Origin of the sequence: [Clostridium] citroniae WAL-17108 (assembly GCF_000233455.1) — a bacterium.
Lineage (GTDB): Bacteria > Bacillota > Clostridia > Lachnospirales > Lachnospiraceae > Enterocloster > Enterocloster citroniae.
The window spans coordinates 1213186-1237740 of sequence record NZ_JH376420.1 but is presented as its reverse complement, the minus strand read 5'-3'; the positions used below and the strand labels follow the sequence as shown (position 1 = coordinate 1237740).

The window sequence follows — 24555 nt, the reverse complement described above, 5'->3', positions numbered from 1 at the left end:
CAAATGATACAATGCAAAAAAAGCAGATACAAAAATCGGGAGGATACGCAGACATATGATTTCTATTTTTAAGCGGGAATTTATTTATCTATGGTACTATTTCACATTACAGCTGCAACAGATTTTGTTTTACTGGATACTTGGAATGGTGCTGGGTTCCATCATTTCCGTATTTGCAAAAGACAGGATTCACCGTCTGTTTGCTTCCATGAAGGATAAGCCTATGGGCATTCTGGGAGTAATCCCGGCAAGCGCCCTGGGAATCCTTTCCCCCTTATGTATGTATGGAACCATACCGCTGGCCTCGTCATTTTCAGAAAACGGCATGGAGGACGACTGGCTGGCGGCATTTATGATGAGTTCTATTCTCCTGAATCCGCAGCTGATGCTTTACAGTACCGCTCTGGGACCAGCCGCTTTTTGGATTCGTCTGCTATCCAGTTTTGCCTGCGGAGCATTGGCCGGGGTTCTGGTACGGTTATGTTTCCGAAAAAAGGGCTTCTTTAATTTTCACAGGTTTGCCGCTCCGGTCAATCGCGACACAGACTCCAACCTGTTCCTGCGTTTCTTAAAGAATCTGTACCGAAACGTGAGGGCAACGGGAGGCTATTTCCTGCTGGGGATTGCTTTATCGGCCATCTTTCAGCGTTATGTTCCTGCGGAAGGATTTGCGCTGCTGTTTGGGAGAAATGAGGGCTTTGGACTGCTGATGGCCGCAACCATTGGCGTACCATTATATGTCTGCGGAGGCGGCACCATTCCCCTGCTTCTTCAGTGGATGGCCTCCGGCATGAGCCTTGGTGCCGCGTCCTCTTTTATGATAACGGGACCAGCCACGAAAATCACAAACCTGGGTGCGCTGAAAATAGTCCTGGGAGCAAGACATTTTTTTATGTACGTTCTATATGTGATGGGATTTTCGCTATTTACCGGCTGGGTAGTCAATCTATTGGTTTGATATGTTACTGGGCTGAACGAACCATGTAATCCAGAAACAGCTAAGGTAAAGACAATAGGGTAAAGAGAATTGCAGGCTTCCGGTACGTCATATCGGAAGTCTGTTTTAATATTACTCAAACATTACTCAATAATTTTGAAAACAAATAGGGTGTATGCTTGCAGAAAAATGAAAGGATCATAAATACATATGAAAAGGCTGAATTTGGTTCTGCGTGTGAAATTCCATTCTCTGCGGTGATAAAGAAAGAGCTGACGGAAGTGCCGCTGGTAAAACAAATATTTGAATGTATGGAATCCATACCCATTGACCGGAACGATACCCGGCAGTCGCTGGGGGGGGGGTGATATCGAAAGTGGCTGAACGCGTCAAAAAGAAAGAAAACTGTCTGATATTCCCGGAAGGAACCAGAAGCAGGCAGGGGAACCGGCTTCTGGATTTTAAGAGCGGATGCTTTAAAGCAGCGGTAAAAGCAAAGTGTCCCATTGTACCGGTGGCACTTTTAGATTCCTACAAACCGTTTGATGAAAGCAGTATAAAACCAGCCACTGTGCAGGTGCATATTCTGGACCCCATTCCGTACGAGGAATATTGTGGTTGGAAAACACCGGAAATTGCTGCCGTTGTAAAGAAAAGAATTGAAAAAACAATCATGGAGGCAGAACCTGTGGATAAACTTTTGGAGTAAAACGGCGGTATTGGTATTGCTTGTGTCAGGAGGAATTGCGTTAGCCTGTAAGAAAGCAAACCGCGTCAGGTATATTAGAGTGGTCGCAGACCAAAGAAAAACAGCAATTAATGATTCTCAAACAATACCCGAATCAAATTGAAATAAAGAAATGTTATTATTTCAACATGATCAGCAGAATGGAAGGGAACCGGGAGAATGACACTGCAGACCAGGAAAATAAAATGTAAGTACGAGAGGAGATTATTTATGAAGTTATTTGAAAGTATTGATTGGCTGTTAATAGGAACCAGATATATGTCGTGGGCGATTGCACTGCTTGGGATTGTAGGTTCCGTGATTTTGTTTTTTGCAAATATTCCGTTAGGAATAGGATCGGCAATGGTATTCGCCGCCTCGTTCTTTTTGGCAATTTCCGTGACTCTTTTGCTGCTCCCAAAGCAGCTTGCAAAAGGTGTACTGGAGGGAAATAAACGCTATCTTACAGGCGCGATTACGTTTGTAATTGCTCTGGTAATTATGTTTGTCGTTTGGAATGTCAGTGGTGGTTTCCCAAATTTGAATTTGATTTTTATGTAAATAGTAACGTTAGTAAACACAGATGGGATAAGCCGTTCTGGATGGATGGTTTTATAAAACGATCAGCCATAACGGCTTTTCTTACAGATTCATAAAAAAGTGAGGAATCAATATGAAAAAAATAATAGCGGGTATTTTATCAGGCGGCTTACTGATGTGTCTCTTGACAGGCTGCAGTCCTGTAAAAGTACAGGTCGGCGGTAACAATGATACGGCGGGAGGCAATGACACAAAGATAGAAACAGAAGCGGCCCCAATGGTGTATCATACCGTAACGCTTCCCAGTCAGTATTTTATTACCTATGAGGTTTCCGGTGAAGATGGGATCGTGAGAACCATCTCAAAGGCAGTTGATGCTGACGGCAACATCTATTACGAGGCGGATCAGGAATATTTATTTTTGCTTGAGGGAAAGAATTACATACTTTATCAGCCGGAAAACGGAACATTTACAAGGCAGGGGTCCGATAAATACCAGCCGGACTATGTAAAAAAGCTGACAAAGGATTTTGGGGATTATGTGGAAAAGGCCAGACTGACTTTCAATCAAACGCCAACCGGCCAGGTAACGGTTGTGGGGCGCGACTGCGATATTTACGCCATTTCCATTAAATTTGCCAACTATGAACAAAGATATCAGTACGCAATTGACAAGGAGACTTATGCGTGTCTGGAAGTAAAGAGTGAAAAGAATATATCCGGTTTTGAAAAGGAGGGCGATAATGGCTTTACCTGTGTCAGATTTGATACAGGACAGATAGATCTGCCAAAGGAATTTTTAGAGAGCAGAAGTTGATACAAACTGAGAAACAGAGGTGATTTTTTGGGAAATATAATTTCTTATCTGCGCTGGAGAGGGGATTTACTATGGTCGGAAGCACCTTTTAATGAGGTAGACAACCTAATCCTGGCCTGTCTGTCCTATTTCGACTTTGATGGTATTGTGTCGGAGACAGAAAAAAATCCGGTTTCCCTGATGTGCGCTGCGGAGAATTTCTTTTCTGAGCACCGGGAAAGCAAGTCCCCGGCTGATCCGGATTTATTAAAAAAAGCCGCGGCTTCTAAAAGATATGGAGACATTATGCTTTGGGGATACCGGGACGTCATGGATCGGGAACAGGAAATGACACAGTTTGCGGCCCTGCATTTTGTATTGGAGGACGGGATTGATTACATCTCCTTTCGTGGTACAGATAATACCATCGTTGGCTGGAGGGAATCCTTTCGGCTGGGTTTTGAGGTTGTACCGGCACAGAAAAGAGCTGCCGGGTATCTGGAGGAAACAATATGCAAAGACGGCACGGTACGTTATCGAATCGGTGGACATTCCAAGGGAGGAAATTTAGCCGTTTATGGGGCGATGATGTGCAGCGAAGAGGCAAAGGAACAAATTGATGCAATCTATATGAATGACAGTCCGGGGCTTTGCCCCGCTATGATAGATGAGGAAAAATACCAGGATATTCAAGGCAGGATAATAAAAATAGTGCCGGAGTTTAGTATTATAGGAATGCTGTTTGGGTGTAACAGTCCTGTAAATGGGACGGAGCAGACAGTGGCGATGAATTCTGGTCTTATTGTAAAGAGCAGCGCGGATGGAATTTTACAGCATGATGCCTTTTCCTGGCAGATAGAAGGGAACCATTTTGTGACAGCGCGGCAGCTGGCGGAGAAAGCCTGGATTTACGATGGGATTTTTGACCGCTGGATTGAAAGCGCGGATTTTGAGGAACGGGAACTTTTTGTACGAAATTTTTTGATGCTCTGGAAGCAGGAGGAGCAAGAACAACATCAGAACTTGCAAAAAGTGATGCCGGTGGATTTGAAGCCATATTATTTGCAATGGTAAGTTCTGAAAAAAGCTCCAAAAAAGTGGTTGGAAAGCTGTTTTATTCTTTTTGGGAAGAACGGAAGGCGATTAATTATCCCAAATTGGTAACTGTTCAGGACGGCTCATCTTCTTGACCGGAAAAGCGGGTCAAGAAGCATCGGATGTCCATCCGATGGGAAAATGGGTGCAAAAACGGTCTTATAAGCAAGCTTAACGCCCGCTTTTGCACCCATTTTCCCGCCGTCCTGAACTGTTACCCAAATTGTTTAAAGAAAAGAAAATGATCCGCGGTATGGCTGCATTCCTGATTGGTGCAGTCTTTACCATTCTTCCGGGTATTGCCTTAAATATATTAGGATCAGCTTTTTTTATGGATTTTTATTTTTTCATTGCTAAAGATTCAGACGTTAATAAAAAAGAGTGGGACACAGAGGATCGGTTGAAAATTGCTTTCTATGCGCTGGTAGCGGTATTGGAAATGCTCTGTATCCTGTTTAACAATATAGTCGTGTTGTCAACAAATTTTATATCAGCTTTTTTCTTCGGCTGGCGAGCCTGGATTCAGGCAAAGTTTGCTGCCAGCAGGAAAGGGTTGGGAGATAAATGGTGGATACTGCCCGCCATAGAATCGGTGTTTGCATGGGTTCTTGTGCTGGTGGTTTTGGGAAAATCAGGCCAGGGTATGGAGATCTATATTCTGGCGGCCGGCACTTATCTGACGGTTGGCGGGATGTTTACAATCGGACAAAGCATGGTCGAGGCGGCAAAAAACGACAATTAATAATAATCAAACAGAATCTTATTAAAACGCAAATAATGAGTTGATATCATTCACTTATTGAAACGGAAAGGAGGATATGACATATGTTAGGAAAAGTAGTCGTTGTAGCGGTAGTTGTTGTCGTAGTAGGAGTCATTTCGGCAATCGTTAAAAAAAGAAAATAAAGGAGATTACAGATGTATGGCAGAAAGCAGGCATAAGAAATTTTTCCTATGCCTGTCTGGGGACAGATTCATGCGTATTCTGAAAAGAAACGCATTAAGAAATAGAAAATCGGAGGACAAAAGATAGTGATTAAGGAAAGTATGGAGACATTGACCATAAAAACAGCATTGGGATATATGAACAGAGATCCGGAAAAAAATCTTCCCAAGCTTCTTAACTGGTTCGACTTATTTGACCGGAAAGGCACTCTGAAAGATGAGAGAAACGCTGTCCGGAGTGTGATAAATGATAAGGAAAATAACTGGTATCAGCTTATTATGAGTCTTTGCAAGGATATAGATCCCGGTGTGCGGGACCGGCTGTTTGAAAATTTTATCATCAACGGCTGCCTTCTTGGATATCAGCGACAGGAGGCAAACAAAGAAAAGTACCAGTGTAACATTCCCTGGGCGATTCTTTTAGACCCTACAAGTGCCTGTAATTTACATTGTACCGGCTGCTGGGCGGCAGAGTACGGAAATCAGATGAACCTGACGTATGAGGAGATGGACAATATCGTAAAGCAGGGGGTAGAACTGGGAACCTATGTTTATCTGTTTACAGGCGGGGAACCCCTGGTCAGAAAGCGTGATTTGATACAGCTGTGCGAGGATCACCCCGACTGCGTCTTTTCCGCCTATACCAATGGAACGCTGATTGATGAGGCCTTTGCGGAAGAAATGCTGCGGGTGAAAAATTTCATACCGGCCATCAGTATTGAAGGATTTGAAGATGCGACAGACTCCAGGCGAGGAGAAGGAACCTACAAAAAGATTATACGGGCCATGAATATCTTAAAGGAGAAAAAACTGCCATTCGGTATTTCCTGTTGCTATACCTCGGCCAATGCGGAGGTAATTGGAAGCGAGGAATATTTTGATAAGATGATTGAGATGGGAGCAAAGTTCGCCTGGTTCTTTACCTATATGCCGGTCGGGAAAGGGGCGGTGCCGGAACTGATGGCGACGGCGGAGCAGAGGGAAATGATGTATCACAAGATCCGCGCGTACCGAAGTACAAAACCGATCTTTACCATTGATTTCTGGAATGACGGTGAATATGTGGGCGGGTGCGTTGCAGGAGGCCGGAGCTATTTACATATCAATGCCAACGGGGATATTGAACCGTGTGCATTTGTACACTATTCGGATTCTAATATCCGGGAAAAGACGCTATTAGAGGCATACTGTTCCCCGCTGTTTATGGGCTACCATGATAACCAGCCGTGGAACGAGAACATGCTGCGCCCATGTCCGGTTCTGGACAATCCGGGGCGTTTGACTGAGATAGTGGAACGAAGCGGAGCTAAGAGTACAGATTATCAGAACCTGGAGAGTGCAAAAGAATTTTCAGATAAGTGTGTGGAAACTGCAAGAAAATGGGCGCCGGTGGCCGACCGCTTATGGAACGAGTCGGGAAAAGCCTGCCGTGCCTGTGGAAAGTGTGGCGCAGGGGATTATGATGCCGAACGTTAAGATAGGAAACCTGGTATTAGACAAACCGATTATCCAGGGTGGAATGGGTATTGGCGTCAGCCGCGGCAGACTGGCAGGAGCAGTAGCAAAGGAAGGGGGGATGGGAGTCATATCAACCGCCCAGATCGGATATGACTCCCCTTTATTTCGATCAAAACCGGAGGTGGCAAACTTACAGGAGCTTCCGTTTGAAATAAAGAAAGCCAAATATGCGGCAGATGGAAAGGGAGCAGTCGCGGTAAATATTATGTCCGTGACGCAGCTATATGGTATGTATGTAAAGACAGCCATAGACGCAGGGGCGGATGCCATCATATCCGGGGCGGGACTTCCGGTCGATCTTCCAAAGTTTGCATTGGGAACGGATGTTAAGATTGCGCCGGTGCTGTCATCAGAAAAAGCTGCTTCCCTGATTCTTAAAATGTGGAGCAAAAGGTATTCCTGTACGGCGGATTTCCTGGTGATGGAAAGCCCCTATTCGGGGGGACATCAGGGATATAGCAGGGAACAGCTTGAAAATCTGCAGCAGACTGCGGAGGCGTTTGACAGAGAGGTGCAAAAAACGGCTTTGTTAAAATCTGTGTATGAAGAAGTGTATCAGAGAAAAATTCCGTTATTCATTGGAGGCGGTATCTTTAACGCGCAGGATAAGGAGCATTTTTTAGGACTGGGAGCGGACGGTGTGCAGGTGGGGACGCGTTTTGTAGCCACAGAGGAATGCGATGCCAGCAATGCTTATAAACAGGCATTTGTACGGGCATCGGCAGAAGACGTGGTTATTATCGACAGTCCTGTCGGAATGCCGGGAAGGGCCATAAGGAATGCCTTTGTAGAAAAGATGATGAAGGGCCGTGAGGAGATTGATTTTTGCTATAACTGCCTGAAATCGTGTAATCCAACGACAGCAAAATATTGTATTTCTCAGGCCTTAATCAATGCAGTAAACGGTGATATTGAGCATGGATTATTATTCTGCAGTGCAAAGGTGGAACAGATTAAAGGGATACAGACCGTCAGACAGGTGTTGGAAGAATTGGGAGTATAGGAGGAGAGCCATTTATGCAAGAGGAGGAGTATCCGGAGTTGCTCTATCAGATCAGCAGCCACAAAGGCGGATTTGTCCTTTATTTTCTGCTTCGGCTATTGATTTCTGTTGTTCTGGCAATTCAGGTAAAAAACGGAGACTGGCAAAATGTGTTTCTTTGCTTTGCAACCATACTGCTTTTTATGGTGCCAAGCTTCATTGAATCAAAGTGGCATATCCGACTTCCGGATGCAGTACAGAACACCATACTGCTTTTTATTTTCTGTGCGGAAATCCTGGGAGAGATTGAGGCTTTCTATATATGGTTTCCCTGGTGGGATACCATGCTGCATACACTCAATGGGTTTATCGTGGCGGCCATTGGATTTTCGCTGGTTCAGCTTTTGAATGAAAATGAAACATTCTTATTTAAACTTTCACCGATTTTTGTAGTGATTGTGGCGTTTTGTTTCTCCATGACCGTAGGTATCATGTGGGAGTTTTTTGAGTGCGGCTGTGATCTTATGTTTGGCCTGGATATGCAGAAGGATACGGTAATACAGGGATTTGCCTCTGTTATGCTGGACCCGGCCGGAGGCAATCACCCGACAGCAATACATGAGATTACCAGCGTGATTGTGAATGGACAGGATTTAGGGCTCGGCGGTTATTTAGATATCGGACTTTTAGATACGATGAAGGATTTATTTGTGAATTTTATCGGTGCGCTTGTGTTTTCAGTGATGGGATACCACTATATGAAATCAGAGCAGAAAGGGAAATTTGTAGATCAATTTCTAGTGAAAAAGGAGAAGCAGAATGCGCGGGATATTAATTGTAATTCTTGTGGTTGCGGCAGCGGTGGCAGCACAGATCCAACGGAATAGGATTGTGGAGAAATGGAGGGATAAATAAATCCCAAACAAAAACAAGGTGTTATATTATCATAGAAACTTGTTGATGGTTAAAAGAAAGAGAGAGGAACTCATGAAAAAAATATTGAAAGCAACGGCGTGTGTCTCTATGATTGGTCTGATTATTTATTGTATAAAAGTGTGCTGGGACAGACATCAGGAAGATGAGTTAAAAGTGCTATAAGGGTGGTGGCGGCTCTGGAAATAAAAAGGAAAGAAATGTTTCTGGAATTATTGAAACGGATGGAGGAAAATCCAAACCTCCGGGAGATGAAAAAATATCCGCAGCATGGAAGGAACAACTGTTTTTGGCACAGCCATAATGTTGCGGTGTACAGTTTTTTTCTTGCAGAACGGTGGCAATGGAATATTGATTTGAAGATCCTGGTTATGGGGGCTATGCTGCATGACTATTATTTATATGATATAAAGAAAATGGGACTGGGGGATTATCAGCATGGCATCATACATCCGAAAATTGCCGTTAAAAACGCCAGGGAGCATTTCAGATTGGATAGAAAAACAGAAAATATTATAAAAAGCCATATGTGGCCTTTGCCATTTTCGGAGCTCCCGAAATCAAAGGAGGCCATTCTGGTGAATCTTGCAGATAAGTTTTGTACTTATCAGGAAATGAAGAGAGGGATGCGGTTGATCGAACCCGTATTGGGAAAGCATTTTTAATAATTCTCAAACAATTGGTGTGGTATACTATGAACACTTGGCGAGGTATTAACGAGCCTAGTGAGAATGCATGCCTGGACACTTAGCGAGGTCTTCCACGAGCTTAGTGACCATGGTATACTCTATGTGGAAGCGATACCGTGCTCATATGACGGAAGGAGAGACATTATGGTCCATATCTTAATTGTGGAGGATGATTCGGAATTAAATCAGTTCGTGTGTTCGTATTTGAATAACAGCGGTTTTTCGGCAAAGGGATGCTTAAATGCCAGGGATGCGTATGATGAGATGTATAATAATCTTTATGATTTGATTATTTCAGATATTATGATGCCGGAGATTGACGGGTTTGAGTTTGCCAAATCCATCCGGAAGGTCAATAAGACAATCCCCATTCTGTTCATGTCGGCAAAGGATGACTTACCTTCCAAGCAGAAGGGATTCCAGTTTGGGATTGATGATTACATGGTAAAACCCATTGAGGTTGAGGAGCTGCTGCTGCGTGTGCGGGCTCTCTTACGCCGGGCCAACATTGAAATGGAACGGAAACTGACCATTGGCAACCTGGTACTGGACGCAGACGCGGTGACGGCCGTTGTGGACGAGACAGAGATTGCGATGACTACGAGAGAGTTTAACATTCTCTATAAACTGCTTTCCTATCCTAACAAAACGTTTTCCAGGGGGCAGCTGATGGACGAATTCTGGGGGATGGACAGCGACATCGGATTGCGGGCGGTTGACGTCTATATCACGGGTATCCGGAAAAAGTTTTCCGGCTGCGATGGATTTGTTCTTAAAACGGTTCGCGGACTGGGGTATAAGGCGGTGCTGCTATGAATGAGAAGCGTGAGAAACTGAGATATAAAAGAAGTCTGTTTTCTATCAGGTCTTATATCTTTTATTTTATCTTGATTGCGTTTGCCATTACATGCTGCCTGATGCTTTTTTTGAGCCACCTGGAAGTGGATTACGGCAGTGTAGAAAAAAGCGGTAAACTGACCGCAATGAATGTCCTGTTGATCAGCCTGATTATCACGGTCCTGGACGGTATTTACCATAAGATAACGGTGGAGTATCCTATGAAACGGATTCTGGACGCTTCACAGACGTTGATCGAGGGGGACTTTTCCGTGAGAATCCCTCTTCCCCACGGGTATGACAGCGAAAATCAGCTGGATGTGCTGATTGAGAATTTCAACAGGATTGCGGAGGAGTTATCCAGTGTGGAAACACTGCGGACGGATTTTATCTCTAATGTTTCCCATGAGCTGAAGACGCCGCTGTCAATCATTCAGAACTATGCCTCTCTATTACAGACGGAAGCTCTTTCTGAGGAACAAAAGAAAGAATACGCGAGCGCGATTGTCGATGCCTGCCGCAGACTAACCGGACTTATCACGAATATTTTAAAGTTAAATAAGCTGGAGAACCAGCAGATATTTCCGGTTGCAGAGGAATTTGATTTGGACACCCAGCTGTCGGATTGTATCCTGAATCTGGATGAAGCGCTGGAACGGAAAAATCTGGAGGTGGAAGTGGATTTAGAGGAACGGGTAAGGGTAAAATCGGACGCCGAGCTGTTAAGCCTGGTCTGGAATAATCTCCTTTCCAATGCCATAAAATTCACACCGCCCGGCGGACAGATTACGGTCTGTTTAAAGACAGAGGGCGAAGCGGCGGTTATCCGGATCTCGGACACTGGTTGTGGAATCGGAAATGATGTGGGAAAACATATCTTTGAAAAATTTTATCAGGGAGACAGTTCCCATGCCACACAGGGAAATGGCCTGGGGCTTGCGCTTGTAAAACGGGTGGTGGATATTGTCGGAGGCGATATTGCCGTAGAGAGCGAATTAGAAAAGGGAAGTACCTTTACGGTGCGGCTTAAAAAAGTTCAGGAGGTTTGATCATTATGGAAGAAAAAGATAAGAAATTTACCTATACCTATTCTGCGGGAGAGCAGGAGGAAATTAAAAATATCCGTCAGAAATATCTTCCGCCTGAAGAAAATAAGATGGAGCAGCTGCGGAAACTGGATGAGAGCGCCACAAAAAAGGGGACGGTGGTTTCCTTGATTGTAGGAATTATCAGCGCACTTGTTTTTGGAATCGGTATGTGCTGCACCATGGTATGGGCGGATCGTTTGTTCATTCCAGGCATCGTAATCGGAGTATTAGGGCTTGCGGGAATTGGCATAACCTATCCCCTGTATGTGAACATTACAAAGAAAGAGCGGGAAAAATTAGCACCCAAGGTGATGGAACTTACCAATGAGCTGATGAAGTGACATACGCTTGTAAGACGGTGAGAATTGAGGGGGCGCAAACATGAAAGGAATGGATTTATCACAGGGTAACATCAGAAAACTGGTGGTGCGGACCGCAGTTCCCATGGTAGTCGCACAGCTTGTCAGTATGCTTTATAATATTGTTGACCGGATTTTCGTGGGAAGAATCCCGGAGATCGGGGCGGTGGCTCTGGGAGGAGTCGGAATCTATCTTCCCATCAATATTATATTTATGGCAGTAAGCCTGTTGTTTGGAGGGGGCGGAGCTCCCCAGGCGGCCATTGCCCTCGGTGCGGGGGACAGAAAAAAGGCGGAGCGGTATCTTGGCTGCTGTTTTCTTCCCCTGCTGGTCTCCGGGGTGTTGTTTAGCCTTTGCCTGTTTTTCTTTGGGGAACAGATCCTGCCTTTATTTGGCGCTACCGGAACGAATCTTCCCTATGCGCTTCCTTATGTGCGCATTATCTGTCTTGGAATTCCGTGTTCCATGCTGATAACCGGCATGAATATTTTTATCAATACCCAGGGGAAAACGATGGTCGGCATGATTTCCGTCATCATAGGCGCGGTAATCAATATTGTGCTGGACGCTGTTTTTATACTCGGCCTTAATATGGGAGTGGCGGGTGCTGCCTGGGCAACGGTGATCGGACAGGTGGTATCGGCAGTCTGGGTGATTGGGTATCTGTCCTCTTCCCATTCACTGATCCGGATCAGAAAATCCAATCTTATTCCGGATAGAAAGACGCTTGGAAGTATTGTGACGCTGGGTATTTCCAACTTTATCACAACGGGGGCGGAAAGTATCGTCAATATTCTACTGAATTTCTCCCTCAAAAAATATGGTGCAGCAGCGCTGGCCGGATATGCGGTGGACGGCGCGACCCTTGCCATTTCCGTGGGAACGATTGTCACGGCGACTTCATCCTTTATCCGGCAGCCAATCAACGGGTTCTGCCAGGGCCTGCAGCCGGTTATCAGCTATAATTACGGGGCGGGAAAGAAAGAGCGGGTCCATCAGGCGGTTGTGTGCTCTATCGTTATTACGACCGCTTATGCCGCGGTTTTGTGGCTGTTTATGATGGTGGCGCCGGGAACCTTTTCCCAGATGTTTACCGGGAGCAAAGATGTCATTGAGGTTTCTAAGAATCTGATCCGGGTCTATGTCTTAGGCATGATATTTGCCGGAGTGCAGTCTACACTGATCCAGTCTTTTATTGCCAGGGGAATGAAAAAACAGTCTCTTATTGTATCGGCATTCACTAAATGTCTGTATGTGCCGTTCCTTTTAATCCTTCCAGCAGTGGTAAAACCGGTTTACAGTGTTCTGGCAATCTATGGAGCCCAGGCAATTACGGATGTACTTGGTGTGTTGTTTATCGCGATGCTTTACAGGCGGGGACAAAAGGCGGAAGCGGCTGTGTAAAAGTAACGGTGCGATGAAAACAGTGCAGCCGCAAATATCTGTAGGGGGGGGGCGGAATTTGAAATCAAATTTGGCAAAAAACGGTAAGAAAAAGTTTAAACCGCCGAAACTTGCGGTAGGATTCCGATTGCTGCTGTACTGCGTTACGGTGCTTTGTAGTATCGTTTCGCTTATGGAGACAATGGAGAGCCGCCTGGGAGATGCAGTGGATATAGCGGTCTATGTGGCGGCCGCCTGTGGGTTATTATTTTCCAGCTATTATCTGTGTTATGATCTGACGGTTGGAATAAAAAAGACGGTCAGGGATTTGAGAGCAAGGTATGCTCTGGCGGATCGGATTCATCAGGATTATCAGTACCGTACCGTTCTGTTTACATCTTTTTCTTTTCTGGTTAATATTTTTTATGCGGTGAGCAATGGCATCTATGGCTGGTTCCGGCAGTCGGCATGGCTTGGAACCCTCGCCGCTTATTATCTGGTTTTGAGCGTGATGCGGTTTGGTCTGGTGCGGTACGGTTGGAAGGTATCTGACCGACAGATTGACAGAACCTTAAAATTGCGGGAGATTAGAATATACCGGAATATTGGAATGTTATTGCTCATGAATTCGGTTGTGTTAGACGGAGCAGTGGTTCTGCTGGTGCATAACGAGGGCGGAAAAAGCTATCCGGGAACCCTGGTCCTGGCAGTTGGGGCTTACACCTTTTATAAAATCATCATGTCGGTCATTCATATGGTAAAGGCCAAACGATTAAAATCGCCGCTTCTGGTGGCTGTCCGTAATATCGGCTATGTGGACGCGCTGGTGTCCATGTTATCCTTACAGACAGCGATGCTGGTGTCTTTTGGCGAGGGAGAGCTGGAGCCTAAGATGATGAACGGAATTTCAGGTACGGCGGTCTGCGCTATCGTATCCTTTGTTGGAATTTATATGATAGTTTCTGCAGGCAGGCAGACAAAGAGGCTGCAGCTGGAAGTTGAATGAGGAGCTTTGGTAGATTCAAGGCTCTTTTTTTATTAACTTTTTTCAAACAGTTCAGGACGGCGGGAAAATGGGTGCAAAAGTGGGCGTTAAGCTTGCTTATAAGACCGTTTTTGCATCCATTTTCCCATCGGATGGACATCCGATGCTTCTTGACCTGCTTTTCCGGTCAAGAAGATGGGCCGTCCTGAACAGTTAATTTTTTTCAAACAAAAACCAGACAAATCCCTAATACTGGTATGCTAAACTTTCCTTATCAGGTTTCAAAGGAGGTTTTGTATGGTGAAGCAGCAGGCGGATACTCAGACCAAAACAATTCGGGTTTTATTGACAAAATATTCTGATTGTATTTCTTCGTTTCTATATTATGTTGGAGGCAGAGGCTATACTCATGCTTCCATATCCTTAGAGGAGGAAGATGACAACTGTTATTATAGCTTCAATTACAAGGGATTTTGTGTGGAGACGATTGAAAAGCACAGACGGCGGGGCGTTTCAAAAAGTATGTGCTATGAGCTTACGGTTTCCCTGGCGGCCTATGAACGGATTCAGAAGCGGCTGCAGTTTTTTAAAGAGCATACCGAAAGCCTGGAATATACACGGCTGGGACTGTTCTTCTGCCTTCTGCATATTCCTTTATGTTGGAAAAACCATTACTTTTGTTCCCAGTTTGTGGCTGATTTGTTGAAGAGTTCGGATGAAATCGCGCTCAAAAAACCGGCTGCCCTGTATCTGCCCAATCATTTCCGGTTGGAACTGGAGAAAAGTCCGTATCTGGCTCAGGTCAGATATCACGTTGTGTAGGGGATTCTGCAATATATAAACGGCAGTTTGTACTTAGAAGGAGTTTACATGGAGAAAAAGAAACAGTTTCTTATCAATGCGGCAGGTGGCGGTGTACTGGACGGTACACACCACGGCGGTCTGTGATACAGGTAATACTTGGATTCCGAGGGGGGTGCACGGGCCTTGGGTGCCTATCTACGGAGCCATCTGCGTCCTGATCTGTTTCTTGATACATTGTATCGGAAAGCGGTCGATTTTCTTTTTCTTTATCAGTTCTGACGTATGCGGCGCGCTGTCAGTATATTTTTTAATATTTTTCAAACATAATTCAAGTAAAACACAAACAAACCAAAGGTACAATATAAACATCAAATAAAGCATTTTTATATCGCATTAGGAAAGAAGGAGAAAACGTATGGCAAAGAGTAAATTGGTAAAAGCAAATCAAAAGATTGCAGAGGAGGTTGTCGGCGGCTACAAGAAAATTGAAGAAACAGTTGTCGGCGGTTATAAGAAGATTGAGTCCGGGTTCGTGGACCAGTTTTTGACCAAAGAGGGAGAATCCGTGGAAGATGCCAAAAAGCGGCTGGCAGCGGAGCAGACAGAAAGGAAATCCCAGAGGTAAGAGGAGCATACGGAAAAAGGCTCTGAAATTCGGATTTGAAGTATTTTTTACAGGAGTAACTCTTAATCAGATACATAATTGGAGGGAAAGAAGGATGAAAAAAGTGATTTTGTTGCATTGATTCTCGGAACCATTGGCGCAGTGTTTTTTGCACTGGGAATGTGTATGTGCCTGCTCCCTGAATGGGGAATGGCTAGTAAGGGTGTGATATCCGGAGTAATTGGACTCGTTGTTCTGCTCATTACCGTTGGCGTATGGCGTAAAAATGTATGCGGTTGATTTCAGAAAGCCCATCTGTATCGTAACGGAGTCAAAGGAATTCCACCAGGCGATCAGGGATATTGGAGAGACACTGCAGGAATGAGACAGGGGAAAGGAGAGAAAGGACTATGAGATATAAACATATAAAAAATGCGGGGATCGATCTGTCGGCACTGGCAGTGGGAACCTGGGCGATCGGAGGGCAAAAGTGGGGGGGATGTGAATAAGAAGGATTCCATCAAAGCCATACGGGCTATGATCGATGAAGGTGTGAATCTGGTGGATACGGCCCCTGTTTACGGCAACGGACACTCCGAGGAGGTGGTGGGAAAAGCCCTGGAGGACGGCTACCGTGACAAGGTGTTTCTTGCAACAAAATTCAGCATCAGCAATGATGAGAACGGGGCGATCATCAACAACGGCTCCTATGAAAATGCCATCAGGGAGTGTGATGATTCCTTAAGGCGTCTCAAGACAGATCATATAGATATCTATATAGAAGCGGCCCCAAAGGTGGTCTGGATCGATTTTCTCCAGCCCCCGTACAGCATGGTGGAGGAGAGCCAGAAGAATCTGCTCATGTGGTGTGAGGAACAGGGGATCGGCACCATGACCTATGGTTCCCTGGGAGCCGGGATTCTTACAGGAGCTGTCCGTGAGCTGCCTGACTGGGAGGAAAATGACTTTAGATATACATTTTACGACTATTTCAGGGATCCAAAGTTTTCCAGGATCATGGAACTCTTAACGGTTCTGGACCAGATTGCCCTGGCCCGGCAGAAACCGCTGGCGCAGATCGCCATTAACTGGAGCACCCAAAAGAGCTATGTGTCCACGGCAATCTGCGGAGTCAGGGACCCGCAGCAGGCATGGGAGAACTGCTCTACCTTTGATTGGGAGCTCACTGCGGATGAGATGGGGATCATTGACGAGGCGGTTAAAAGACTGATATCCTGTGATCAGAAGATTGTATAAAAGCTTGAATCATGCGGTGTTCCGGGCTTTAGCGTAAGAGAAAGCCCGGAAGATCGTTTTGTGTGCTGTGCATGAATATGGATCTGAAAATCTTCAAAGTTAAACATGCTGTTTCCCTTCTTTAATTTTCCTCGATCATAAAATCCTTTGGAAATTACCCGACAACCAGCCTGCTTCTGTCTCTGAACTAAGATTTGTTTAAAATACTGTGCCCGCCTATATGATCCCAATGAACACGGGTGAAACAAAACACATAGCATAAAAAGGGACACGTGTTTTATTTATGTAAAAAATAGAATCAAAATAAAACGTAAAAATGCTGATATACATAAAGTTATATATGAAATATATACAAAAATAATTGTGTAATAGTTATAATTGACAGCAGATAAAACAGGATGTATGATAAAAATACAAATGAGACACATGTCCCACAAAGGTTCAATGAAAAAGAGGAGGATATAATGAGCGAGGTAAAGAAGGCAGTGGAGAAAAAAAGCGATTATACAGAGATCAAGGAGGCATTTTCAAAATTTATCAAGGCATGGGAAACCAACAATGTGGATGGAATGGATGATGTGGTTGCGGTTGATACATATGCTAATTTCAGTATGTTTGGTGAGTCCTGCAGCCGGGATCTTCTGAAAAATAATCTGAAGGTTAGGACGAGAAAGACAACCTACTCCAGATTTTTGATCAACAACTACGTTTGCCTCATTGAGGGGAACAGGGCGCAGCAGTCAGCGGGTATGGCCGCCTTGATGTCCGACAGCTCCGGTGCTGAGTATGCACACTATTGTTTTAACGGCTTGTTTGCCAACAGCTGGATCAAGACGGAGAAGGGCTGGCAGATGCAGAGCATCCGCTTTGATCTTCTCACAGATGACGCAAACATTCTTACAAGGGATGAGAGCGGATCCTTTATCACGGTAAAGGGGACGGGGGATCTGTCCTTTGTGGAAAACTGGGCTCCGATCATTGATAAGAACGGATTTTATTTTGGGACAAGATTAAATGCGATCTGTGCAGAGTACGATGCCCCGTGGAATGTGATCCGGAACAGGGATAACGTGGGTACGGATGAAGAACAGATCGAGGAGCTTTTCTTTAAGTATTGCTTTGCCATTGACACGGACAGCTTTGGTTTCTTTCAGGATGTATGGACTGATGATGTTGTCGCTTATCTTCCGCCTCTTGGCATTCATGATAAACGGGGGATCACAAATGTACTAAAGATCAACAAATCCGGTTCCAGGCGCTGCCTGCATATGGGGAGAGTAAAATCCATTGATGTCCATGGGGATACAGCTGACATTGTCATGTATCATATGGATAATACCATGATCAATCCTCCCTATACTATTTCAAAGGAAACAGAAAAACTGGACATTGTGGGATCACGCTGGCGCATTCAGGCCCGCAGGGAAAACGGAGCATGGAGATTCAATAAATTCTTCTATGAATACGGTCCGTTCATAGAGGGGGAATTCAAGTAAATAATATGAAAAAAGTGGTTATGATCACGGGCGGCACCAGAGGGATCGGGCTGGCGTCTGCAAAGAGATTCCTTCAGGAACAGGCAATAGTAATTGCGGCAAGCCTGGATTCACGGGAGATTGTCCAGCGGGCCATGTCGGAATTAAAGACAATAGGAGAGGCGGAGTACCATTATCTGGATGTGGCAGATGAAAAGAGTTGCATCCATCTGGTAAATAATGTTATAAATAGATATAAAAGAGTGGATGTTCTTGTCAACGCAGCCGGTGTGAGGGGGAAACCAAGCCTTCCGCTGGATACGGATTTCAGAGATTTTAAGAGGACCATGGAGATCAATTTAATGGGAACAGTCCGTATGGCCACTATTGTGGCCGGCCATATGAAGGAACAGGGATCAGGAACGATCATCAATATCAGCTCCATTAGCGGAACCATGGTCACGGCGGATGATTACGGATACCACTGCTCAAAAAGCGCGGTGGATATGGCGACCAAGGTATTGGCTAGAGCGGTATCGCCCTTTGGCGTCAGGTGTATCGCCATTGCGCCGGGAGGCGTTAAGGCAGGGATGAATTCCCCGGAATGGGAGAGGAAAGGATGCAGACTGCATATGAAACAGCGCCTGCTCCGGGACCAAGAGGCGGCGGATGCCATTTACCTTATGACTACTGAGGAGGCGTCTGCGGTGAATGGATCGGTTTTGATGATGGATGACGGATACACTGCTTTTAAAGGAATCTACTAAATTTGGAATGAAGAGTGATGATATGAAAAATGGAAGCGTAACAGATAAATTTAAAGAGACAGATGAAAAAATACTGACCATTGCCAGAAGGCTGTTTGGACAAAGCGGGATCGTGAATATTGAGATGAATGATATCTGCAAGGAACTGGGGTGCAGCCGGAGTACTTTATATCGGCATTTTTCTTCAAAGGAAGCAATTTTATTCAGTCTGACAAGCGAGTCTGTTATGAGGATCATGGAAGCAGCGATCATTCCCCCGAGAATGACCTTCAGGAATGGATATGAGGCGCTTGTGTGGCAGCTGAAGGCACAGGTGGCATTTATGATGAATAATGTGGATGAAATCATTTTCATGCGTGATTTCGATTACTTTTTCCCACGATTCATTCCGGTTACAAAAGAGGCTGTACAATTTGAAAAGGAAATCATGTCCACCAGGGGAAGGGAAGAGATGTTAAACAGCATCCGGATTGGGATCGAAGATGGAAGCATCCGCCCGTTAAAGGATTCGGAACTGACACTATATACATTGATCAACGCATGTATTGCCATGGCTCAGCGGATCCTTCCCAGAGAAAGCGTTTACAGGAATGAACTGGGCTATGGACGGGAAATGCTGGACCTGCAGACGGAACTTCTGCTGGCAGCATTAAAGCCGGAGCGGGAATAGACTTAAGAGATGAAAACATTCTTAAGCAAGGGATTTTTTTTGCCTTAAACGGGACATGTGTATCATAAAAGCAGTAAAATTGGGACATATATAGATAAAGAAAGGTGAAACATATGGATCATATAAAACCTGTAAAAACAGCCGTGATCGGCTGTGGAATGATCAGCAATATTTATATCCGGAATCTGAAGAACCTGTTCCACATCATTGACCTGACTGCTGTTTGTGATGTCAGATCAGAAAGCGCAGCGGAAAAGGCAGAGATTTACGCTGTTCCCAAGGTGATGACCATGGAGGAACTGGCGGCTTCCGATGAAATTGAACTGGTTGTAAACCTGACGGGACCCAGTGCACATTACAGTGTGATCAAAGAGATGTTAAAAGCGGGCAAGCATGTTTTTACGGAAAAGACCATTGCGGTTACTTTGGATGAAGGAAGAGAACTTGTGGATCTGGCTGATAAAAAGGGGCTTTATCTGGGAGCTGCGCCGGATACGGTTTTAGGGGCAGGACTTCAAACAGCGAGAAAGGCCATAGATGCAGGTCTTATTGGAACGGTGACCTCCTGTTTGGCAAGCATTAACAGAAACCAGCCTCTGCTTTCAGAGACATTCCGGTTTATTCAGAATGGGCCAGGAGGAGCATTTCCCATGGATGTGGGCGTATATTATGTGGCGGCCCTGCTGAGCCTGCTGGGCCCGGTTGAGAGTGTTGCCGGATTTTCAGCTCCGGCACCCCTGCATGAAAAGGAGCTTCTTTTTATGGATAACAGGGAGAGCTGGCAATTGGAAGGCAGCAATCTTATGACAGGAGCACTGAAGTTCAGAAATGGGGTTCTGGGGATGCTGCATCTGAATGGATTGAGCATTAATAAGGAAATGCCTATGATCCGCATTTACGGGACAGAGGGAATCTTGCAGCTGGGAGATCCCAATACGTTTTCCGGGGAGGTAAAGCTGATCCGGGAGATAGGGGAACCGTGTGAACTGCCGTTTACACATGGATATGATGGAAGCCCGGTTTTGGATGATCCCACTGACTTTGAGCGCACATATGGACATCGCGGCGTAGGAGCGGCGGAAATGGCCTGGGCCATACGTATGGGAAGGGGGAACAGGTGCAGTAAGGAATTTGCACTTCACACCCTGGAAATACTTTTGGGGATGGATCAGTCATCCAGGGACGGCAAGGTTTATGGGATGACCACGGAATTTGTATTTGAACCGTTAAAGGCCGGTTATTACTCCAAAACCTTTGGCGGTGGGATGCGGGCAGATGCAGAGCGTTCCCTGGTGGAATAAGAAGATATGCAAAGACATTTCCTGGTGGAATAAGAAGATATGTAAGGACGTTTCCTGGCTGATCAGGAGGACATTAAAGGAGGATAAAGATGGCAAAGGTAAGAACAAAACAGGTGAGGCAGATTGGAATTCTTGTAAGGGATCTGGAAAAAAGCGCAGCTGCATTTGAACGGTTTTTGGGAGTGAAAGCGGATTATATAGGCGTCACGGAATCTTATGAAGTTACAAGGCAGGAACTTTGGGGAAAACCCTGTTACGGGCGCTGCTATCAGGCACTGTTTAACTTGGATAATATCCAGATCGAACTGGTATCACCCTATGGAGAAGGGGATTCGGTTTGGAAAGAATGTTTGGAGAGGGACGGTGAGGGGCTTCACCACCTTGCCTTTAAGACAAATGATATCAAAGAGGCGATAAAAGACATGGAAGGGAGAAGCAATGCAGGATTGATACAATATGGCACCTGGCCTGATTCACCAAAAGACGGACAGTATGCGTATATGGATGTCCGCTCTGAGATTAAGACCATTGTAGAACTGCTGGAAGCAGATGAAGGCGAGGATTGGGACAAGATCAGAGAAGCAGAGTAAGGTAAGGGGCAGATGGAGAAGGCGGAATGAAAGAAGACAGATGTGTATTGATCACAGGCGGTACAAGCGGAATCGGGCTGGAAACCGCGAAAATATTCCTGAAACATGGAAATAAAGTTGTTGTCGCCAGTATTGATGAGGAAGAGACCGTGGGGCGCGCCATGGATGAACTGAAACCGCTGGGAGAAGTTACTTATTTTAGATTGGATGTAGCGGATGAGAAAAGCTGTAAGGATGTGGTTGACCAGACGGTAGGGACCTATGGGGCAGTGGATGTTCTTTGCAATATTGCCGGCATTGTAGGAGAATTGAAAACACCGTTGGAGGCGGACCTGCAAAAGGTCAATCATGTCATTCAGGTGGATCTGATGGGAACAATCTATATGTCGGTCTATGCGGGAAGATATATGAAGGAAAGGGGGAAGGGAGTGATTTTAAACACCAGTTCCATCTGTGGTTTTCTGGCATCCAATGTCAGTGTGGGATATCATGGGGCAAAGGCAGGCGTGAATCTTATTACAAAAGTCTTTGCAAAAGAACTGGCACCCGATGGGATCCGATGCGTGGCAGTGGCACCGGCAACGGTCAGGACAAGGCTTATGGACCCTTCTATAGAGGAAGAGGCAAGTACCCTTCATATGAAGCACAGAGTGGAGGAGCCGGACGAAATCGCAGGGGTATTCCATTTGCTTTCACTTGACGAAGCGTCTGCGATCAACGGGACCACAGTTATGGCAGAGGACGGTTTTTGTTCATTCAAAGGAGTATGGTGATCCATGAAAGATAATAATCCAGAAATATTAGTAAAAGTTGAAGGTATCAGTAAAACCTTCGGTTCCACAAAGGCCCTGGTAAATGTTGATCTTGAAGTGAAAAGAGGGGAAGTTCGGGGCCTTATAGGGGAAAACGGATCCGGTAAATCCACCTTGGTTTCTATGATAACCGGAGTTAATAAGCCGGACTCCGGTCAGATGTGGTACAAGGATGAAATACATAAACCGTCATCGCTGTTGGATTCCAGAAATAAGGGGATCAGCATCCTGGTGCAGGAATCCGGTACCATAAACGGATTGACTGTTGCTGAAAATATGTTTTTGGGAAAAGAGGCTTCCTTTGGCAAGGCGGGCATGGTCAACGTGAAAGCCATGACTGCCCAGGCCCAGAGAACTCTTGGGGATATGGGGATCACGGATATCAAAGCAGGAGATCTGGTGGAGGCATATTCCTTTGAGGAACGGAAACTGATCGAAGTGGCTACTGCTTTAGGCACGAATCCCGATCTTCTGATCGTGGATGAGACCACCACCGCGCTGTCCCAGAAGGGAAGGGATCAGATTTATGAGATCATACGCAACAGCAGCAAAGAGGGAAGAGGGGTTATCTTTATCTCCCATGATCTGGACGAACTGGTGCTTTTGTGTGACAGTGTGACGATTCTGCGGGACGGACAGTATGTGGATACACTGAGGGGAGAAGACATCCATGTTGACAAGATGAGAACACTGATGATAGGGCGGGACCTGACGGATCATTATTACCGTGAGGCCCGGGAGGAAAGCCATGGAGACCGGGTGGTCCTGGAGGCAAAACATATATCCTACGGCGAAAAATTCAGGGACATCAGCTTTCAGCTTTACGAAGGTGAGATCCTTGGCATCTGCGGGCTGACGGACTGCGGAATGCATGATCTGGCCAAAGGTCTGTTTGGAGGTATGAAACTGGACCGGGGGGAAGTGGTACTTCCTGATAAAAGGGTTGTCGTTGACAATACTGCTAAAGCCATTGAGAACGGTATCGGTTATATGCCCAAAGACAGGGACAGGGAGTCCATGTTCCTGGGGGCCAGTATTGAAGATAATATTGTCCTTCCATCCCTGGACAATCTGAAGGTACATGGACTGATCAGAAAAAAGAAGGCAAGGCGGCTGGCAGAGGAAATGGCGCAAAAGCTTTCCGTGAAAATGAGCGGAGTGACACAGCTGACCAAAGAACTCTCAGGAGGAAACAAGCAGAAGGTGGTGGTTGCAAAGTGGATCGCCAATAATTCCAACATCTTTATCATGGACTGCCCTACCCGGGGAATTGATATTGGGGTCAAGGCTGCAATTTATGATCTGATGACAGAATTAAAAGACAGCGGAAAATCCATGATCATGATCTCCGAGGAGATGCCGGAGGTCTTGGGAATGGCTGACCGGGTCCTGATCATGAAAGACGGGCGGGTATCCGGTGAGTACAGCCGCTCGGAGGGGCTTACAGAGAATAAGATTATCAAGGTGATGATATGAATAAAAAAAGAGAGATAAAGAAATTTGATATAAGATCAGCAGTCCCTTTTATGGGGTTCATCATTATATTTTTGCTGTTCAGCCTGACCACGGGAGGAAGGTTCCTGACACTTTCCAACATTGAGACATTGGTCATACAGGCTGCACTTGTGATCGTGGCAAGTGTTGGGGCTGCCTTTGTAATGGCCCATGGCAACCTTGACTTTTCTCTGGGAGGCGCAACAGCTATCAGCTGCATGGCAGCAGCTTTGGCAGGAAGGATTTCGCCGTTTTTAGTTCTTCCGGTTGGGATGGTCACGGGCGTTGCTTTAAGTCTTGTCAGCGCATTTGTACATACACAGATGCATGTGCCGGCTTTTGTGGTGGGGATGTGCGTTATGATTCTCGGCAAGGGTCTGACCCAGACACTTTCGGCAGTCATTATCATGAATGCCCCGGCATCTTTTTTTAAATTGAATACGGCATGGTTCTATGCGCTGGTGGTCATGCTTGTGTTTACTGCCGGGTATATTCTGATGGAACACACAAAAATCGGGCAATACAACAAGGCCATTGGTTCCAATGGAGAGGCCGCATTGCTCAGCGGTGTACCGGTGGAAAGATACAAGACATATGCATTTGTTATGAGCGGGCTGTGCATTGGAGTATGTGCGTTCCTTACCTTGATCCGTTCCGGCGGTGTATCTTCTACCTGCGGGCAGAACCTGGAGACCAATACCCTGATCGCAGTGGTGCTTGGAGGAATCCCCTTGTCAGGGGGCACCAGACTGAGACTTTACAGTGTTTTACTTGGGGCATTTTCCTTCTATATGCTGAGTAACGGACTGTCCATCTGGGGAGTAAATCCGGATCTGGTAAATATTGTAAAGGGAGCGGTGTTTATTCTGTTTGTATATTTTACTTATGACAGAAACAGCAGTGCGATCGCTATCTGATGGCAGATAAAGGGATTGTGAAAAAAACGTAAAGCCATCTGACAATCAA

26 protein-coding genes and 1 pseudogene are annotated in these 24555 nt (G+C 45.6%); all 27 read left to right on the top strand.

The window, feature by feature from the left end; all coding sequences use genetic code 11:
* Positions 1-55: 55 nt before the first annotated feature.
* The 27 genes and pseudogenes from HMPREF9469_RS05580 (at position 56) to HMPREF9469_RS05450 (ending at position 24506) form a co-directional block, all read left to right on the top strand.
* Positions 56-958 (top strand): permease, encoded by a 903-nt coding sequence (locus HMPREF9469_RS05580; RefSeq protein ID WP_007860010.1) that lies wholly within the window; start codon positions 56-58, stop codon positions 956-958.
* Positions 959-1313: 355 nt separating this feature from the next.
* Positions 1314-1646 (top strand): lysophospholipid acyltransferase family protein, encoded by a 333-nt coding sequence (locus HMPREF9469_RS05575; protein WP_050814436.1) that lies wholly within the window; start codon positions 1314-1316, stop codon positions 1644-1646.
* A 249-nt stretch (positions 1647-1895) separates the two neighbouring features.
* Positions 1896-2225, top strand: a complete 330-nt coding sequence (locus HMPREF9469_RS05570; RefSeq protein ID WP_007860006.1) for a hypothetical protein — start codon at positions 1896-1898, stop codon at positions 2223-2225.
* Between the two features lie 112 nt (positions 2226-2337).
* Complete coding sequence (locus HMPREF9469_RS05565) at positions 2338-3021, top strand: hypothetical protein (RefSeq protein ID WP_007860004.1); 684 nt, start codon at positions 2338-2340, stop codon at positions 3019-3021.
* Between the two features lie 27 nt (positions 3022-3048).
* Complete coding sequence (locus HMPREF9469_RS05560) at positions 3049-4074, top strand: Mbeg1-like protein (RefSeq protein WP_007860002.1); 1026 nt, start codon at positions 3049-3051, stop codon at positions 4072-4074.
* Positions 4075-4336: 262 nt separating this feature from the next.
* The gene (locus HMPREF9469_RS05555) at positions 4337-4837 is read left to right on the top strand and encodes a hypothetical protein (RefSeq protein WP_040415028.1); all 501 of its coding nucleotides are present in this window, start codon (positions 4337-4339) and stop codon (positions 4835-4837) included.
* A 287-nt stretch (positions 4838-5124) separates the two neighbouring features.
* Positions 5125-6516 (top strand): radical SAM/SPASM domain-containing protein, encoded by a 1392-nt coding sequence (locus tag HMPREF9469_RS05550; protein ID WP_227884071.1) that lies wholly within the window; start codon positions 5125-5127, stop codon positions 6514-6516.
* A complete protein-coding gene (locus HMPREF9469_RS05545; protein ID WP_007859999.1) occupies positions 6500-7561 on the top strand; it encodes an NAD(P)H-dependent flavin oxidoreductase in 1062 nt (353 codons plus the stop codon). Before HMPREF9469_RS05550 ends, HMPREF9469_RS05545 begins: the two co-directional genes overlap by 17 nt.
* A gap of 14 nt (positions 7562-7575) precedes the next feature.
* Positions 7576-8427, top strand: a complete 852-nt coding sequence (locus HMPREF9469_RS05540; protein ID WP_007859997.1) for a DUF2238 domain-containing protein — start codon at positions 7576-7578, stop codon at positions 8425-8427.
* Positions 8428-8673: 246 nt separating this feature from the next.
* On the top strand, positions 8674-9138 hold the full coding sequence (locus HMPREF9469_RS34030; protein WP_007859996.1) for an HD domain-containing protein: 465 nt from the start codon (positions 8674-8676) through the stop codon (positions 9136-9138).
* Between the two features lie 168 nt (positions 9139-9306).
* Positions 9307-9978, top strand: a complete 672-nt coding sequence (locus HMPREF9469_RS05530; RefSeq protein WP_007859994.1) for a response regulator transcription factor — start codon at positions 9307-9309, stop codon at positions 9976-9978.
* Positions 9975-11048: a HAMP domain-containing sensor histidine kinase gene (locus HMPREF9469_RS05525; RefSeq protein WP_007859992.1), complete on the top strand. Its 1074-nt coding sequence runs from the start codon at positions 9975-9977 to the stop codon at positions 11046-11048. The genes HMPREF9469_RS05530 and HMPREF9469_RS05525 overlap by 4 nt, the downstream gene beginning before the upstream one ends.
* Before the next feature lie 5 nt (positions 11049-11053).
* Positions 11054-11428, top strand: a complete 375-nt coding sequence (locus HMPREF9469_RS05520) for a hypothetical protein (RefSeq protein WP_007859990.1) — start codon at positions 11054-11056, stop codon at positions 11426-11428.
* 40 nt (positions 11429-11468) lie between these two features.
* On the top strand, positions 11469-12851 hold the full coding sequence (locus HMPREF9469_RS05515; protein ID WP_007859989.1) for an MATE family efflux transporter: 1383 nt from the start codon (positions 11469-11471) through the stop codon (positions 12849-12851).
* A gap of 58 nt (positions 12852-12909) precedes the next feature.
* Positions 12910-13836, top strand: a complete 927-nt coding sequence (locus HMPREF9469_RS05510) for a hypothetical protein (RefSeq protein ID WP_007859988.1) — start codon at positions 12910-12912, stop codon at positions 13834-13836.
* Positions 13837-13903: 67 nt separating this feature from the next.
* Positions 13904-14032, top strand: coding sequence for a hypothetical protein (locus HMPREF9469_RS33320; protein ID WP_264470452.1), 129 nt, complete (start codon positions 13904-13906; stop codon positions 14030-14032).
* An 80-nt stretch (positions 14033-14112) separates the two neighbouring features.
* On the top strand, positions 14113-14637 hold the full coding sequence (locus HMPREF9469_RS05505) for a hypothetical protein (protein ID WP_007859987.1): 525 nt from the start codon (positions 14113-14115) through the stop codon (positions 14635-14637).
* Between the two features lie 397 nt (positions 14638-15034).
* Complete coding sequence (locus HMPREF9469_RS05500) at positions 15035-15244, top strand: hypothetical protein (protein ID WP_007859986.1); 210 nt, start codon at positions 15035-15037, stop codon at positions 15242-15244.
* A 389-nt stretch (positions 15245-15633) separates the two neighbouring features.
* Positions 15634-16480: pseudogene (locus HMPREF9469_RS05490) on the top strand (aldo/keto reductase).
* A 464-nt stretch (positions 16481-16944) separates the two neighbouring features.
* The gene (locus tag HMPREF9469_RS05485) at positions 16945-17976 is read left to right on the top strand and encodes a nuclear transport factor 2 family protein (protein WP_007859983.1); all 1032 of its coding nucleotides are present in this window, start codon (positions 16945-16947) and stop codon (positions 17974-17976) included.
* A gap of 5 nt (positions 17977-17981) precedes the next feature.
* Positions 17982-18722: an SDR family NAD(P)-dependent oxidoreductase gene (locus HMPREF9469_RS05480; RefSeq protein WP_007859981.1), complete on the top strand. Its 741-nt coding sequence runs from the start codon at positions 17982-17984 to the stop codon at positions 18720-18722.
* 22 nt (positions 18723-18744) lie between these two features.
* Positions 18745-19392, top strand: coding sequence for a TetR/AcrR family transcriptional regulator (locus HMPREF9469_RS05475; RefSeq protein ID WP_007859979.1), 648 nt, complete (start codon positions 18745-18747; stop codon positions 19390-19392).
* 113 nt (positions 19393-19505) lie between these two features.
* Entirely contained in the window at positions 19506-20693 is a 1188-nt protein-coding gene (locus HMPREF9469_RS05470; RefSeq protein WP_007859977.1) for a Gfo/Idh/MocA family protein, read from the top strand.
* A gap of 89 nt (positions 20694-20782) precedes the next feature.
* A complete protein-coding gene (locus tag HMPREF9469_RS05465; RefSeq protein ID WP_007859975.1) occupies positions 20783-21283 on the top strand; it encodes a VOC family protein in 501 nt (166 codons plus the stop codon).
* Between the two features lie 26 nt (positions 21284-21309).
* Positions 21310-22056, top strand: coding sequence for an SDR family NAD(P)-dependent oxidoreductase (locus HMPREF9469_RS05460; protein WP_007859973.1), 747 nt, complete (start codon positions 21310-21312; stop codon positions 22054-22056).
* Between the two features lie 3 nt (positions 22057-22059).
* Positions 22060-23571, top strand: coding sequence for a sugar ABC transporter ATP-binding protein (locus HMPREF9469_RS05455; RefSeq protein ID WP_007859971.1), 1512 nt, complete (start codon positions 22060-22062; stop codon positions 23569-23571).
* Positions 23568-24506 (top strand): ABC transporter permease, encoded by a 939-nt coding sequence (locus HMPREF9469_RS05450; RefSeq protein ID WP_007859969.1) that lies wholly within the window; start codon positions 23568-23570, stop codon positions 24504-24506. Before HMPREF9469_RS05455 ends, HMPREF9469_RS05450 begins: the two co-directional genes overlap by 4 nt.
* The last annotated feature ends 49 nt before the right edge of the window (positions 24507-24555 follow it).